14 protein-coding genes are annotated in these 15,937 nt (G+C 38.6%); 10 read left to right on the top strand and 4 right to left on the bottom strand.

Annotated features, from left to right (window positions below; translation table 11 throughout):
- Positions 1-405 precede the first annotated feature (405 nt).
- Positions 406-825 (bottom strand): hypothetical protein, encoded by a 420-nt coding sequence (locus tag AC4D4A_RS13800; RefSeq protein ID WP_490996431.1) that lies wholly within the window; start codon positions 823-825, stop codon positions 406-408.
- Positions 826-1,047: 222 nt separating this feature from the next.
- Between AC4D4A_RS13800 and AC4D4A_RS13805 the strand changes: the two genes are divergently transcribed.
- Together AC4D4A_RS13805 and AC4D4A_RS13810 are read left to right on the top strand one after the other, a co-directional pair.
- Positions 1,048-1,296, top strand: coding sequence for a hypothetical protein (locus tag AC4D4A_RS13805; RefSeq protein ID WP_490996432.1), 249 nt, complete (start codon positions 1,048-1,050; stop codon positions 1,294-1,296).
- Between the two features lie 59 nt (positions 1,297-1,355).
- Positions 1,356-2,663: a DRTGG domain-containing protein gene (locus tag AC4D4A_RS13810; RefSeq protein WP_490996433.1), complete on the top strand. Its 1,308-nt coding sequence runs from the start codon at positions 1,356-1,358 to the stop codon at positions 2,661-2,663.
- 71 nt (positions 2,664-2,734) lie between these two features.
- Here the strand turns inward: AC4D4A_RS13810 and AC4D4A_RS13815 are convergent, their stop codons facing one another.
- Positions 2,735-3,037: a YtpI family protein gene (locus AC4D4A_RS13815; RefSeq protein WP_490996434.1), complete on the bottom strand. Its 303-nt coding sequence runs from the start codon at positions 3,035-3,037 to the stop codon at positions 2,735-2,737.
- 148 nt (positions 3,038-3,185) lie between these two features.
- Here AC4D4A_RS13815 and AC4D4A_RS13820 point away from each other — a divergent pair, with 148 nt between their 5' ends.
- Positions 3,186-4,133, top strand: coding sequence for a DHH family phosphoesterase (locus AC4D4A_RS13820; protein ID WP_490996435.1), 948 nt, complete (start codon positions 3,186-3,188; stop codon positions 4,131-4,133).
- A 43-nt stretch (positions 4,134-4,176) separates the two neighbouring features.
- Here AC4D4A_RS13820 and ytrI read toward each other — a convergent pair whose 3' ends face one another.
- Both ytrI and ytrH read right to left on the bottom strand, forming a co-directional pair.
- Positions 4,177-4,704 carry a sporulation membrane protein YtrI gene (ytrI, locus tag AC4D4A_RS13825; protein WP_490996436.1) on the bottom strand — a complete coding sequence of 176 codons (528 nt, stop codon included), beginning with the start codon at positions 4,702-4,704 and terminating at the stop codon, positions 4,177-4,179.
- The gene (ytrH, locus tag AC4D4A_RS13830) at positions 4,674-5,009 is read right to left on the bottom strand and encodes a sporulation membrane protein YtrH (protein WP_066108934.1); all 336 of its coding nucleotides are present in this window, start codon (positions 5,007-5,009) and stop codon (positions 4,674-4,676) included. The genes ytrI and ytrH overlap by 31 nt, the downstream gene beginning before the upstream one ends.
- Before the next feature lie 182 nt (positions 5,010-5,191).
- On the opposite strand from ytrH, the gene dnaE reads away from it, so the two are divergent.
- The 7 genes from dnaE (at position 5,192) to pyk (ending at position 15,808) form a co-directional block, all read left to right on the top strand.
- Complete coding sequence (gene dnaE, locus AC4D4A_RS13835; protein ID WP_490996437.1) at positions 5,192-8,548, top strand: DNA polymerase III subunit alpha; 3,357 nt, start codon at positions 5,192-5,194, stop codon at positions 8,546-8,548.
- Between the two features lie 102 nt (positions 8,549-8,650).
- Positions 8,651-9,889: an NADP-dependent malic enzyme gene (gene ystJ, locus AC4D4A_RS13840; RefSeq protein WP_490996438.1), complete on the top strand. Its 1,239-nt coding sequence runs from the start codon at positions 8,651-8,653 to the stop codon at positions 9,887-9,889.
- Positions 9,890-9,895: 6 nt separating this feature from the next.
- Positions 9,896-10,534, top strand: a complete 639-nt coding sequence (locus tag AC4D4A_RS13845; protein ID WP_490996439.1) for a FadR/GntR family transcriptional regulator — start codon at positions 9,896-9,898, stop codon at positions 10,532-10,534.
- Positions 10,535-10,924: 390 nt separating this feature from the next.
- Complete coding sequence (accD, locus tag AC4D4A_RS13850) at positions 10,925-11,788, top strand: acetyl-CoA carboxylase, carboxyltransferase subunit beta (protein ID WP_490996440.1); 864 nt, start codon at positions 10,925-10,927, stop codon at positions 11,786-11,788.
- Positions 11,788-12,765 carry an acetyl-CoA carboxylase carboxyl transferase subunit alpha gene (accA, locus tag AC4D4A_RS13855; RefSeq protein WP_490996441.1) on the top strand — a complete coding sequence of 326 codons (978 nt, stop codon included), beginning with the start codon at positions 11,788-11,790 and terminating at the stop codon, positions 12,763-12,765. The genes accD and accA overlap by 1 nt, the downstream gene beginning before the upstream one ends.
- A 293-nt stretch (positions 12,766-13,058) precedes the next feature.
- A complete protein-coding gene (gene pfkA, locus AC4D4A_RS13860; RefSeq protein ID WP_490996442.1) occupies positions 13,059-14,018 on the top strand; it encodes a 6-phosphofructokinase in 960 nt (319 codons plus the stop codon).
- A gap of 29 nt (positions 14,019-14,047) precedes the next feature.
- A complete protein-coding gene (gene pyk, locus AC4D4A_RS13865) occupies positions 14,048-15,808 on the top strand; it encodes a pyruvate kinase (RefSeq protein WP_490996443.1) in 1,761 nt (586 codons plus the stop codon).
- Positions 15,809-15,937 lie beyond the last annotated feature (129 nt).

A 15,937-nucleotide genomic window follows, 5' to 3' on the forward strand; every position in this document is an offset into this window, starting at 1 on the left:
CGGGACTGGTTTTAAGAAGAAAATGCTAAATATCAGAATAATTAACACTTGAATTAGCATAAAAATCTAATCATTTTTCATAGTGTAAATGGACTAGGAAAGAGGCTGGGACATAAGTATTTCAGTCAATAATAAATCCGAACTATTAGGTGATATTTTAATAAATATTTCGCCTAATAGCTCGGATTTTTATTTGTTTTCAATAGATTGGTTTAAACTTAGTGGAATGGAGCGGAAGCCACCGACTCCTGCGGGAAGTAGAGGAGGCTTAAGACCCCTCAGGCGCAGCCAAGGAGGCGCAGCTTCCTCCCCGCGGAAAGCGAGTGGAGTAAGCGCGCAATGGAACGGACTTTTCTTCCAACTTACTCTTTAATTAAGTAACAAAGTCGACTTGATTTATTTTAACTATCGGATTTCAATTACAAAAGCATAACTTGAGTCGCCCTTTTCCCATCTTGCGGATGCATCGTAAACATATATCCCTTTTTCTTTTGGCAATACTATCTTATTATCCCTAATTTGTACATTTTCTGTTTTTTCATTGGTAAGCCACCGATTTACATTTAATGTATTTTCTTGCGGTGTGTTTTTGAATTCTATGTTCAATTCGGATTCAGGTGATGCAACCACAAGTTTGAATTCGTGATCTTTAATAATTTCTGGAGGAGAAGTCATATCAACACAACCAGCATTTATGAGTCCATCCCAGCAATACGAGGCCTGCGCGACCTCTACATTTTTATCTTCGACAGTTATGGTTGGTAAAGGTGGTTTTACATTTAATAGCCCAATAGCAAAATAGCCACCTATACCTAAAGTAATCAATACAATCGATGTAACCAAGTACTTTTTTATATGTTTGAATAATAAGTATTATGACTGAAAAATCCTTTATCAAAACGAATAAAAGAGTAAATACATATGCGAAGTTACCTCTACCCTGTAAGAACATATTAATTTTGCCTTTAAAACCGAACCTGTTAGTTTTATGTGTACTTCTTTTTTTTTTATTTATTCATATATTTATCTTATAGGAGGGATCAATCCATGAAAATACGCTATGGAATCTGTTTGGTAATTGGCCTGGCGATGTTAATATGGGCGCTTCCATATCTATCATTTGAAGGTAATATGGAAGAAACCATTTTTTCATTCGCGTGGCTTGCGCTCGCATTTAGTGTTTTGGCAGGGAACCTATCAGCTGTTTTGTACAGTGTGGGTAAGAAACGAACAATTGTACAGCCAAAAGGTGCAAAAAATCCCCATATTTCCAGACAATATAAAAGGTCACATTGATTGATTGGAACGTTTCCCATTATAATAGTAATAATGGATAACGAAAAAGGGTGAATAGTTTGGCTACTAAGCATGAACAAATATTGGCATATATTGATGAACTACCGATTGGCCAAAAAATCTCTGTACGGCAGATTGCAAAAGCACTGACCGTCAGTGAGGGAACCGCCTATCGGGCAATTAAAGAAGCTGAAAATAAAGGGTATGTCAGTACGATTGAAAGAGTTGGAACCATTCGTATTGAACGCAAGAAGAAAGAAAATATAGAGAAACTGACATTTGCTGAGGTAGTCAATATCGTTGATGGACAGGTCCTTGGTGGGAGATCAGGGCTTCATAAAACTCTGAATAAATTTGTCATTGGTGCTATGGAACTGGAGGCAATGATGCGTTACACAGAGGCAGGCAATCTTTTGATTGTCGGAAACCGTGTGAAGGCGCATGAACTTGCATTAACCACAGGGGCAGCTGTGCTTATTACCGGTGGTTTTGATACAGCGGATTCAGTTAAAAAACTTGCGGATGAATTGCAAATGCCTGTAATCTCTACGTCTTACGATACCTTTACTGTTGCGACAATGATTAATAGAGCAATCTATGACCAGCTTATCAAAAAAGAGATTTTACTTGTCGAAGATATACTTATTCCAATGGAGAAAACGGAAGTACTGAAAGCAGGAAATACAGTTGAACGTTGGACTGAGCTAAATAAAGCGACAAAGCATAGTCGTTTTCCGGTGGTAGATGATAATTTGCGCCTGCAGGGAATGGTTACATCAAGGGATATTCTTGGGGTAGATGCTTCCGTGCAAATTGATAAGGTTATGACCAAAAATCCTATCTTTGTAGGTGAAAAGACGAGTGTAGCATCTGCCGCTCATATGATGGTTTGGGAAGGTATTGAGCTCCTGCCAGTCGTTGATAACCGCAATCTTTTAATCGGAATTATAAGCAGACAAGATGTTTTGAAGGCATTGCAAATGAGCCAGCGGCAACCACAGGTCGGTGAGACGATTGATGATGTCATCGCCAATCAAATGACGGCTGTTCAGGGTGATGATAGTTATCAGTGTGAAGTGACACCTCAAATGACTAATCACTTGGGAACGATCTCGTATGGTGTATTTACGGCAATGGTAATTGAAGCAACGAACAGGGTGCTGCGAGGATACAAACGCGGTGATTTAGTTGTAGAGAATATGACAATCTATTTCTTAAAGCCTGTTCAGCTTGAGAGCAAACTCGAAATTGTACCAAAGGTTTTGGAAATTGGCCGGAAGTTTGGAAAAGTAGATATAGAAGTCTTCAATGAAGGGAAATTGGTCGGTAAGGCTATGATGACCTGCCAGTTATTGGAGCGTAGTTAACGATAAAAAAATTGCCTTTATAGGAGCTATAAAGGCAATTTTGCATATTCACGTAATTAATTATGATACGATTATTTTAGTGCTGCCTGATATTCTTCCTCAGCCAGGGGAGCATAATATTTATACATTCTTACACCGCCATATATACTCAATCCGCCAACTATAATAAAGATAGCAGCGACGATATAGGTGACAGTTGTTTGAAAAAGGAATAGCTGGTTAAGACCGAACAGGGCTACAAATATACCTAAAGAGATGGACGATTTGCCGGACAGATATGCCCTTTGCATAGGTAACTTGGTTCTGAAGTATTTTGTCTTATAGTAAATAAAAAAGGAAAAAGACATTACAATAAAAAATACGAATATTTCCATGCGCTGTGCCTCCAATTGGTTTGTATGCCTATATTGTACAAGATATTGAAATATTGTACCAATTTGGAAGTGGGGTCCTTTTCCATAGTTATGGAAATCATATCCCATGAGCCTACATAAAAATACAAAAGATAAAGGGAGAATAGTGATGAAGGAACAGATTATAGATGCAATCAAAAAATACAATACGATCATTCTACATAGACATGTTCGGCCAGACCCTGATGCATATGGATCACAATGTGGATTGGGAGAAATTATTAAATATTCCTTTCCGGAAAAACAAGTATTCATGGTTGGGCAAGAAGAGGAATCTTTACATTTTCTAAAGCGACTTGATGTGATTCCGGATGAAGCATATGAAGGAGCATTAGTGATTGTTTGTGATACAGCTAATCAGGAAAGGGTCTGTGATCAACGGTATACGAGGGGTGATCTTTTGATTAAAATAGATCATCATCCAAATGAGGATCCTTACGGAGATTTTTTGTGGGTTGATACATCAGCAAGCTCCTGCAGTGAAATGATTTATGAATTATATGAGTACGGTAAGGATAAAGGTTTACGAATGAATCAGGAGGCAGCGCGGTTATTATATGCAGGAATCGTTGGTGATACGGGTAGATTTCTATATCCAAGTACTACCGATAAAACATTTCTGTATGCTGGCGAGCTTATTCAGTATGGATTTAATCGCTCGGACATATACGATGGTATGTATGATGTAGATGAAGCGGTCGTTCGTTTGAATGGCTATGTTTTTGAAAACTTTAAAATAATCGATTCAGGAGTTGGGGTAGTTGTAATTACGAAGGAAGTCATGGAACGATTTGGTGTGAAATCCTCCGGAGCATCTTCACTTGTCAGTACTTTGGGATCTGTAAAAGGAATCAATGCATGGGTATTTTTCATTGAGGAAAATGATGAAATTCGAGTTCGTCTCAGATCCAAGGGTCCCGTCATTAATGGTGTAGCCATGAAATATAATGGAGGCGGGCATCCTTTAGCATCTGGAGCAACCATTTACAATTGGGAGGACATGAACAATGTCCTTGCTGATCTCGTACAGGTTTGTTCCGATTATGAATCCAAATAATTAAGTGGAACAGCCGGGTATCACGGGAAGTACCCGGCTGTTCTCAAATTTGTTTAAGTGACAATGAAATTTCGATATGTGTGTAAAGAATTAATTCCTGGATTTCCAGTTGATAGTTCCTGCCGTTTAATTTTATACTCTTATTAACAATTGCTCTTTTCAGGAGTTCTTTTCCATGACTCACACTTTCTAAATCCTTACCTAATAAGCTCTCAAAGTCTTTTTTAATACTTTGCTCTACCTCAAAAATACTGAGTGGATCCAATCTGTATTTTTTATAGTTTGTAATATGAACGGATATTTCCTGTACGAGTAATTTACTTTCATTTTTTTTATTTAAAATTTCGTATTCATTTTGCCATATTTCAAGCTCATCATGTAAATCTTTAATAGCATCCTGCTGTGTTTCAATCAATTGGATTTGCTTTTCCTGCAGATCACCGAACATATACAAAAAAAGCCCCCAGCTTATGATTGCCCCTATAATAACTCCTGCGAAAAAGCGTTGCCATAAGGGGTTTCGATAATATGGAGGGATTCTCATGGATTTAACTGCTCCTGTGTCAGCCATTGGATAATGAGAGCACCAGCTTGAGCTCCGCCAAGGGCCGAAATAATAATCAGGATTTGTTTGAATAAATCTTTTGTTGCCCCATGAAAGATTCCTCGTTCAAATGAATAGACCGCATCGAAAGTTCCACCAATAGCTGCCACAATAGCCCAAATTCTTAAACCTTCGGATAGGCGAAATACTTGAGTTAATGGAGGCTGACCTGTTATGAAAGCAGCCAGTCCACCGATTAAAGATCCACCAAGCAGTACGCCAAATGAGATGAAGAAACTGTTTATAAACGCTGGTAAGAAAGCCTGGTTCATTTACCTCGTCCTTTTTGTTTTTTACATATATATGATAGAGGGATGAGCAATATGTAATTAGGCTAAAAAGTTGTTCAACTTGCATCGAACATATTTTCTTTTTGAGCATTGGACTTCTATAATAGAGAATAAGAGAGAATTTCTCCTAAATACAAAAATGATAACAAGGATGTGACGAAAGAATGTCATTAATCCATCTTCATGTATATAGCGCGTATAGTCTTCTGGAGAGTACGTTATCAATCAGGGATATCGTTACCTCGGCAAAGAATAATGGTTTCAGCAGTATCGCATTAACAGATCGAAATGTTATGTACGGGGCTGTGACTTTTTACAAGGAATGCATGGAACAGGGAATTAAGCCTATCATAGGTTTGACTGCAGATATATTTGATGATGAAGAGCATAAAAGTTATCCTCTTATTTTGTTGGCTAAAAATAATGAAGGATATCACAACCTAATGAAGATATCGAGTGCAGTTCAAACGAAGTCTCCTGATGGTTTGCCATTCAGATGGTTGAAAGGGTATGCAAGAGGGCTCATTGCCATTACACCGGGAATAGAAGGTGAAATTGAAAGTACACTTTTCCACAATGAGCAAGCTGCAGAAAAAGTCCTCTTGAAATATAAAAACTTGTTTGGTAATCAATCTTTCTATCTTTCATTACCTAAACCGTCTACGGAAGGAATGGAGCGAGAGAAGATCAAACAACTGGCTGACAAAACGAACACCCAGTTTGTTGCCGCTCACCATATTTGTTATTTGAAGCCAGAAGATTCACTGGCATATCAAGCTTTGACTTGTTTAAAAGATAATATAAAGATAGAAGATTTGGATACAATCGAGTTGTCTGAGAACGAAAGGAAACATTTTGCGAGCCGTTCTGAAATGATGGAGTGGTACTCATCCGATGTGGCTGCTCTTGAAAATACGATTCGAATAGCTGAACAATGCTGTGTAAACTTAGAGTTTAATCAAAAATTACTTCCAAAGTATCCCGTTCCCAATGATTTGTCGGCTCATCAATATTTAATGGAGATTTGTAAAAAAGGATTTGCCAGGCGTTATCCAACTCCCGAGAAAAAGCATTTTGAACGATTGGAATATGAATTATCTGTAATTGCTACTATGGGATTCAGTGATTATTTCCTGATTGTCTGGGACTTTATGAATCATGCTAATAAACAAGGGATATTAACAGGTCCTGGACGTGGATCTGCTGCAGGTTCAATGGTTGCATATGTGCTTGGAATCACCAATGTCGATCCTATCGAATACAATCTCTTGTTTGAAAGGTTTCTGAATCCGGATAGGATCACGATGCCTGATATAGATATTGACTTTCCAGACAATCGCAGAGAAGAAATGATACGGTACGTAGCAAAGAAATATGGACCTATTCATGTAGCACAAATTATAACCTTTGGTACATTCGGAGCAAAGGCCGCCTTGCGGGATGCGGGCAGAGTGTGCGGATTGAACACAAAGGAGCTGGACCAGCTTTCCCGCTCACTTCCTCCTATTAACGGACTGACCATACAATTGGCGCATTCTGAATCCAGCCGTTTCCGTACATGGATTGCAGAATCGGCACTTCATAAGCGAATTTTTGAAATCGCCAAGAAGTGGGAAGGGCTTCCAAGACATACATCCATACATGCCGCAGGGGTAATTATTACCGATCAACCGCTGACCGATTTAATTCCGATTCAGGAAGGGCATGAGGGTGTATATTTGACCCAGTTCCCGATGGAAATTTTAGAAGAAATCGGTCTTTTGAAAATGGATTTTCTCGGACTGCGAAATTTAACTTTGCTTGATCAGATTGTGAGACAGGTTAATCGTTCATCGGGCAATAAGATTCAGTTAAGTCAGATTCCATTGGATGACACGGCCACATTTGGGTTACTAAGTAAGGGATTAACATCGGGGATTTTTCAATTTGAATCAGCTGGCATGCAAAATGTTCTTAAAAAGCTAAAACCCACTGTTTTTGAGGATTTGGTAGCGGTCAATGCCCTGTACAGGCCGGGCCCTATGGATAATATCCCAACATTCATAAATCGTAAACATGGCATTGAACCTATTGCTTATCCTACTCCTGAATTGGAAACAATTCTGAAGCCTACCTATGGGATTATTGTATATCAGGAACAAATTATCCAGATTGCTTCGACAATGGCTGGTTTCAGCTTAGGAGAAGCCGATTTGCTGAGAAGAGCTGTAAGCAAAAAGAAAAAGGACGTTCTCGATGAACAAAGAGCTCATTTTGTTAAAGGGGCAATGGCTAAAGGGCATGAACAGCATACGGCAAATGAAGTATATGACTTAATCGTCCGGTTCGCAAATTATGGATTTAACAGGAGTCATGCGGTCGCTTACAGTCTAATTGCCTATCAGTTAGCCTATTTAAAGGCGAATTATTTACGCAGCTTTATGGCTGGGTTGATGACCTCTGTAATTGGCAACGATGATAAAATAGCTCAATACGTCCAGGAATTAAAAACAAAAGATTATATAGTCTATCCGCCGTCGATCAATAAAAGTCACTTCCCATTTATTCTTGAAGGAGATAAAGGGGTGCGTTACAGCCTGGCAGCTGTGAAGGGGATTGGAGCTTCCGTCTTAAAAGAACTGGTTGCAGCTCGTAAGAATGGTCCATTTGAAGATCTATTTGATGTCTGTATCCGTATTCCCTCCCGTATCATAAATAGAAAAGTATTGGAAAATTTATGTTATGCGGGTGCATTTGACGAATTTAATATGGACCGTGCAAGTATTCTGGCAAGCATAGATGTAGCACTGGAGCACGCTGAATTGGTTCGTCCTGATTCAGGAGAAGTTGGCTTTTTTGATGCTGATGATATGTTCATTAAACCAAAATATGTAGTAGTCGACCCGATGCCAACGGACACAAAATTACAAAAAGAAAAAGAAGTTCTCGGCTTATATCTATCCGACCACCCTATCAGCGGTTCAAGACCTTTATTAAAACATGCAGGAGCACTGCCTCTGTCCAATTTCCCACTGAATTCAACTGGATTTATTGGTGCTTATATTCAATCTGTTAAACTCATCCGTACAAAGAAAGGCGAAAATATGGCTTTTCTGCTTCTGAGTGATGAAACGGGTGATATGGAAGGGGTTACTTTTCCAAATGTGTACAAGCAATACTCATCCATTTTAAAAGAAGGAAATTTAGTTTTAATAGAAGGAAAGCTGGAAGAGCGCAATGGGAAGAAACAATTTATCACTCAAAATCTTTATGATTTAGAGAATGATATACCGAAAATAAAGGAACTTTTTAAGTCCGTTTATATTAAAGTTGCTCCAAATGTACAAACCAATAAAACATTAACAGCTATTCGTAATGTTTTGATTCAATATCGCGGAAACACAAAGGTGTATATATATTACGAAAAAGATACAAAAACCATACAATTATCCAAGGAGAACTGGGTGAACCCTACTCCCGCCCTACTGAAGGATTTAGAAAGAATCATAGGAGAAGGAAATGTCTTGATTAAAGAAGATTAACTATGTACAAGACTGAATATTGTGATATATTTACAGTATAATTTTGGTCATACCAGAAGTGGGACAAAATGTATTGTATGATAAAAAGTGGGGTGTGGGTAATTGACTTTAAGAGAAGAAGCGTTGCATATGCACCGTTTAAATAAGGGGAAATTGGAAACAGTGACCAAGGTGCCCCTGCGGAATGCACATGATTTAAGCCTGGCATATTCTCCAGGTGTAGCTGAGCCGTGTAAAGCTATACATGATAAACCGGAAACAGTATATGAATATACTTTCAAGGGCAATATGGTAGCCGTAGTATCAGATGGTACGGCTGTGCTGGGACTTGGGAATATAGGTCCGGAGGCTGCACTGCCTGTTATGGAAGGAAAAGCATTATTATTTAAGGGATTTGCAGGAGTCGATGCATTTCCAATCTGTCTAAATACGAACGACGTGGACAAAATTGTGGAGACAGTAAAATTACTTGAACCAACTTTTGGTGGAATTAATTTAGAAGATATTGCGGCTCCAAATTGTTTTGTCATTGAAGAAAGATTGAAGAAAGAAACGAATATCCCTGTTTTTCATGACGATCAGCACGGTACAGCAATTGTAACGGTTGCAGGTCTTGTTAATGCCTTGAAGCTTTCCAATAAGAAAATGTCTGAGATTAAAGTAGTGGCAAATGGTGCTGGTGCTGCCGGTATCGCCATAATTAAGCTGCTATATCACTTTGGTGTACGCGATTTAATTATGTGTGATAGCAAGGGTGCGATTTATGAAGAACGCCCATATGGTATGAATGCTGTAAAAGCAGAAGTAGCTAAATATACAAATCGTGATCGTTTAGAAGGTAGTCTGGAGGACGTCATTAAAGATGCAGATGTTTTTATCGGTGTTTCGGTTGCAGGTGCGCTGACTCCTGAAATGATTAAATCAATGGCCCCTGATCCAGTCATTTTTGCGATGGCCAATCCAGTTCCCGAAATTATGCCGGAATTGGCTAAAGAAGCAGGTGCTGCCGTCGTAGGAACTGGTAGATCCGATTTTCCCAACCAGGTAAACAATGTATTAGCCTTTCCAGGAATTTTTAGAGGAGCTCTGGATGTAAGAGCAACCCATATTAATGAGAAAATGAAAGTTGCAGCCGTTCAAGCGATTGCAAATCTAATTACAGATGAAGAGCTGCAAACTGATTATGTAATCCCGGCTCCTTTTGACCCACGAGTTGCTCCGGCAGTAGCTGCAGCAGTTGCAAAAGCAGCGATGGAAACAGGGGTTGCCAGATTAAAAGTTGACCCGGAAGAAATCAGAAAGAAGACAGAATTACTATCATCCATTGGAAAAAGCGAGTGATGACAGATGGAATTACAAACTGAAGGACAGCCAAAAGTATATTTAGAGATAGTTCGCAAGCTGCAAAGAATGATTGAAGAGGATCATCTTGTTCCAGGTGATAAAATCCCCTCTGAACGGGAGCTATCTGACCGCTTAAATGTTGGTCGTTCCTCAGTCAGAGAAGCTTTAAGAGCATTGGAGCTTTTGGGATTGATTGAAACAAGAAGAGGAGAAGGCACATTCATTCATGATTTTCAAGAGCATAAGCTTGTTGAATTACTAGGCTCATTTTTCATTTTAGAAGGTAAAACAAAAGAAGATTTGATTGAAGTAAAATTATTGTTGGAAAAGGATTGTATACGGATCATGTCCGAATATAACCGTAAAAATCCTGAGACTATTAAAGATTTATATAATTGGGCTAGAAGCAACTCGTTTACGGACGAGGCTTACTTCTCTAAATTAGCCAGATTGACTGAAAATCGATTGATGGAGAGAATTTGGAAAACGGTAAACAGTTACTGTAAAGCATCTGGCTATGAATTCTCCATTAAAGACCGAAAGCAATATATTATTTTAGCTGCTTTAATGGAAAACGGTGAAAAAGATGAAGCGCTAGAAATATATGATACAAAAATCAGAGCTGCGGCGAAAAGTGAATAATAGATATCTGTAGTAAATAGGCCTTATATAGGTACGTTTTGTAAACTATATAAGGCCTATTTTATAAACTTTCCATTGCTTTTTATTAAGGTTTATAGATCTACTAAGACATAAGGATTAATGAGATGCATATTTATTTTTCCTATTGGTCGGTAAGAATGAGTAGGATTTACTGATTTTTTGGAAAGATGTTCTGTTTCTTGTATGTAGATAGGATAGGAATTCAATTATGTGCAAGTAGTTTGTCCTATTACCATAGTCTGTATATATCTGATGGGATGGCAGGTATAATGGACAAGGTGGTTTCAGTAATCACTGGCTGATGAGAAAATCAGTAAGGTTTATTTATGAACCATTGATGTACTGTATTACGAAAGGGGATCGAGAGTTTTGTTGAAAGACATGTTTTCTCGTACAAAAAGGAAAAAGTATGCAACCATTCCTTCTGATAAAGCAAATCAAGATGTGCCTGAAGGAATTATGATGAAATGTCCGTCTTGTAAAACTATTAAATACTCTAAAGAAATATTAAAAAATGATAAAGTTTGTCCTAAATGTGGGTATCACCACCCGATGAATGCAGTTGAACGTTTAAGCAGTTTAATGGATAAAGGATCTTTTGAGGAGTACGAACGGGGGATGATTTCGGAAAATCCACTGAACTTTCCAGATTATACAGAAAAGCTGGATAGAGATCGAAATAAAACAAAACAAAATGAAGCTGTAGTAACAGGAGTAGGTCGAATTAGTGGTCATACCACTGTGATCGCGGTAATGGATTCTACATTTCGTATGGGCAGTATGGGCTCTGTGGTTGGTGAAAAGATAACTAGAGCCATTGAAAAAGCTGACGAATTAAAGGTACCTTTCGTTATATTTACCGCATCAGGAGGAGCCAGAATGCAGGAGGGAGTTATAAGCCTCATGCAAATGGCGAAAACAAGTGCAGCTTTAAAACGTTTTAGTGAGCGTAGTGGTCTGATTATATCAGTTATGACTCATCCCACTACCGGTGGGGTATCAGCGAGTTTCGCTTCACTTGGAGATTATAACCTTGCAGAACCTAAAGCTTTAATTGGGTTTGCCGGCCGTCGTATTATCGAGCAAACAATCCATGAAAAATTGCCGGAAGATTTTCAAACTGCTGAATTCCTTCTGAAGCATGGTCAATTAGATGCAGTAGTGCCAAGAAATAAAATGAAAGATACATTGGCAGCAATTATCGATATTCATACATCAGGAGGGAGTAAATAATGCCGGGTGAATTGTCATTTGAAAAACCAATACAGGATTTACAAAAGAAAATAGATGAATTAAAGAAAATGACTTCACATTCTGATGGAGAGTTTACAGAGGAAATTAAAAAGCTAGAGGAACGACTGGACCAATTGGAAAAAGAGCTGTATCTAAATATAAAGCCGTGGGATCGAGTTGAAATAGCCCGGCACTCATTACGTCCTACAACCTACGATTACATAGAACATTTATTTACATCGTTCTTTGAATGTCATGGAGATCGACTATTTGGTGATGATGAAGCAATAGTGGGCGGCATCGCTAAGTATCATGGAATGCCGGTGACTATTATTGGTCATCAGCGAGGCAAGGATACAAAGGATAATATACGCCGAAATTTTGGCATGCCTCATCCGGAAGGATATAGAAAAGCTTTACGACTCATGAAGCAGGCGGAAAAATTCAGGAGACCAATTATTTGTTTTATTGATACAAAGGGGGCCTATCCTGGTAAAGCGGCAGAAGAACGGGGTCAAAGTGAAGCTATTGCTAGAAATTTATTCGAAATGGCCGGTTTAAAGGTGCCAATTGTTTGTATAGTAATTGGAGAAGGAGGAAGTGGCGGAGCGTTGGCACTTGGTGTGGGTGACCATATTCATATGCTTGAAAATTCAACTTACTCAGTTATCTCTCCTGAAGGTGCGGCATCTATTCTCTGGAAAGATGCATCTATGGCAAAGAAAGCAGCAGAGTCGATGAAAATTACGGCACCAGATTTAAAAGAGTTAGGCATTATAGATCAAATTATACCTGAAGTACTTGGTGGTGCTCATCGCTCGGTTAAAGATCAGGCAGAAGAGATTGATAAAATATTAAAGGATTCGCTCGATACATTAAAAGAAATGAGTGAGGAAGAACTAGTCAATAAACGATATGAGAAATATAAAAATATTGGCAAGTACGGATTTTCGACACAATTTGTAAAGAATCATTAAACGTACATGGAAATGTACGTTTCTTTTTTGTTCAATAGGGAAAAATACACACGATGTACAATTTTTTTTAATCCCTTGATAATAATGAGAAACTCTCAATGTGACAGCGTTTTCATAGAAAATTCCTTGGTACAAAGGGCTTTACGAAAGGTTTTTGTTATCATAGAATAAGGATGCGATTATGAATAAACGGAAACAACTATATTTCGTGATTGTGTTTCTGTCTGTCTATATACAGATGCTATAAACAGATGTGTACTCAATGAAGATAATACTAAACTTGGGGTGATATCATGAAAAGAATAGGTGTATTAACAAGTGGGGGAGATTCACCAGGCATGAATGCCGCAGTACGTGCCGTTGTAAGAAAAGCGATTTACCATAATCTTGAGGTTTACGGGATTTACAATGGTTACCAAGGTCTTTTAAATGGGAACATAAAAAAGCTTGAGATCGGATCTGTAGGAGATATTATACATAGAGGCGGAACAATGCTGTATACAGCTCGTTGTCCGGAATTCAAGGAAAAAGATGTTCAATTGCAAGGTATAGAACAATTGAAGAAATTTGGAATTGAAGGACTTGTTGTAATAGGTGGAGATGGGTCTTATCGTGGAGCCAAAGCTTTAACAGAGCATGGATTTCCATGTATAGGTGTACCGGGCACGATTGATAATGATATTCCAGGAACCGAATTCACAATTGGATTCGATACTGCCTTGAATACGATTATTGATTCTATTGATAAAATCAGAGATACAGCTACTTCACACGAAAGAACATACGTTATAGAGGTAATGGGAAGAAATGCCGGAGATCTTGCACTATGGGCAGGTCTTGCAGGTGGAGCGGAATCTATTCTTATCCCCGAAGAAAACTATGATATGAATGATATCATTAATAAGCTGAAGCGTGGGCATGATAGAGGAAAGAAACATAGTATTATTATTGTTGCTGAAGGTGTTGGCAGTGGAATGGAAATCGGTGAAGATATCCAGAACCGCACTGGCTTCGAAACGCGTGTGACAGTTCTTGGACATGTTCAGCGTGGTGGATCACCAACAGCGACAGATCGCGTATTAGCCAGCCGATTGGCTGCTAAAGCAGTTGAATTGCTCCTTGATGGAAAAGGCGGCCGCGCAGTAGGGATCGTTAACAATAAATTGGTTGATTATGACATTATTGAGGCATTAAAGATACCTCATGTGGTTGACAAAAAAATGTATGAATTATCTCAGGAGCTTTCAATTTAATTAAGAAATAGTAAATAGGAGGATACAACGTGCGTAAAACAAAAATCGTATGTACAATTGGACCAGCCAGTGAATCATTAGAAAAGTTAAAAGCATTAATGGAGGCAGGTATGAATGTTGCCCGTCTAAACTTTTCTCATGGTAGCCATGAAGAGCACCGTGCAAGAATCCAAACTATTCGCCAGGCTGCAGAAGAAACTGGTAAAACAGTTGGGATTTTACTTGATACAAAAGGACCGGAAATTCGTACACACAACATGGAAAATGGTGGGTTTGAATTAGTAGCGGGTCAAGATGTTACCATTTCGATGACTGAAGTACTTGGTACTCCGGAGAAATTCTCCATCACTTATGAAGGCTTAATTGATGATGTTCATGAAGGATCCAGAATCCTTGTCGATGATGGTTTAATTGGTCTTGAAGTAACTGGTTTAGATAAAGATAAAAAAGAAATCTATACGAAAGTTCTTAACACTGGAATGATTAAGAACAAAAAAGGTGTAAACGTACCAGGAGTTTCTGTGAAATTACCGGGAATTACACAAAAAGATGCAGAAGATATCGTATTTGGTATTCAAGAAGATGTTGACTTCATTGCAGCTTCCTTTGTTAGAAGAGGAGCGGACGTTCTTGAAATCAGAGAATTGCTTGAAAATCATAATGCCGGTCATATCCAAATCATCCCGAAAATCGAAAACCACGAAGGTGTGGAAAATATTGAAGAAATCTTAGCGGTTTCTGATGGTTTAATGGTTGCGCGTGGGGACCTAGGTGTTGAAATTCCTGCCGAGGATGTACCTCTTGTTCAAAAAGATTTAATTAAACGCTGCAATACTGTGGGTAAACCGGTTATTACAGCAACACAAATGTTAGATTCAATGCAACGTAATCCTCGTCCAACTCGTGCGGAAGCAAGTGACGTAGCGAATGCCATTTTTGATGGTACAGATGCCATCATGCTTTCGGGTGAAACAGCAGCTGGTCAATATCCAGTTGAAGCTGTTCAAACTATGCACAATATTGCTAGTAAAGCAGAAACAGCTTTAAATTATAAAGCAATTCTTTCTGCTCGCAGTAAGGACCATGATTACAATGTAACAGATGCAATTGGACAATCTGTAGCACATACAGCATTAAACTTAAATGTTTCAGCTATTATTACACCAACACAAAGTGGATCAACAGCACGTGTAATTTCCCGTTACCGTCCTAAAACACCTATCATCGCAATCACATCTGATGAAAGAGTGATGAGAAGATTAGCGTTAGTATCTGGTGTATATCCAATTTTAGGTACTAGTACAACTACTACAGATGATATGCTTGAAAATGCAGTTCAAGCAGCAACTGAGAAAAACTTAGTGAAACCTGGTGAGTTAGTTATTATCACAGCAGGTGTACCAGTGAATGAATCAGGTACAACTAATATTATGAAAATCCACTTGATCGGTTCTGTTTTAGCAAGTGCTCAAGGAATTGGAAGAAAGTCTGCTTCAGGCCGTGTAGTTATTGCTAACAACGCTGAAGAAGCAATTGCTAAAGTAAAAGAAGGTTGTATTTTAGTTACAAATGCAACAGACAAAGATATGATGCCAGCGATTGAAAAATGCGCAGCATTGGTAACTGTAGAAGGCGGTTTAACAAGCCATGCTGCAGTAGTTGGTTTAAGCCAGGGTATTCCGGTTATTGTTGGATTTGAAAATGCTACAACAGTGTTACAGGACAACCAGGTTATTACTGTAGATAGCCGAAGCGGCCGTATTTACGAAGGTAATACAGGAATTCTGTAATAAACATGATTTGAGCTGTTTGCTTAGCTGTTTGCTAATTTAAACAGCTCTTTTTTCTATCCACATCTCTCAATTATGCTAAACTAAAGGAAAATGCCAGACACTTCACTTTGCAATAAGGAGGTTCCT

The organism is Pradoshia sp. Z5_111 (assembly GCF_058267535.1).

Bases quoted from the DNA above. Each gene is read 5' to 3' on its own strand.
- ytrI (WP_490996436.1), bottom strand. From the start codon at position 4,704: ATGGCTGACACAGGAGCAGTTAAATCCATGAGAATCCCTCCATATTAT.
- AC4D4A_RS13805 (WP_490996432.1), top strand. From the start codon at position 1,048: ATGAAAATACGCTATGGAATCTGTTTGGTAATTGGCCTGGCGATGTTA.
- AC4D4A_RS13820 (WP_490996435.1), top strand. From the start codon at position 3,186: ATGAAGGAACAGATTATAGATGCAATCAAAAAATACAATACGATCATT.
- ytrH (WP_066108934.1), bottom strand. From the start codon at position 5,009: ATGAACCAGGCTTTCTTACCAGCGTTTATAAACAGTTTCTTCATCTCA.
- AC4D4A_RS13845 (WP_490996439.1), top strand. From the start codon at position 9,896: ATGGAATTACAAACTGAAGGACAGCCAAAAGTATATTTAGAGATAGTT.
- accA (WP_490996441.1), top strand. From the start codon at position 11,788: ATGCCGGGTGAATTGTCATTTGAAAAACCAATACAGGATTTACAAAAG.
- AC4D4A_RS13815 (WP_490996434.1), bottom strand. From the start codon at position 3,037: ATGGAAATATTCGTATTTTTTATTGTAATGTCTTTTTCCTTTTTTATT.
- pfkA (WP_490996442.1), top strand. From the start codon at position 13,059: ATGAAAAGAATAGGTGTATTAACAAGTGGGGGAGATTCACCAGGCATG.
- dnaE (WP_490996437.1), top strand. From the start codon at position 5,192: ATGTCATTAATCCATCTTCATGTATATAGCGCGTATAGTCTTCTGGAG.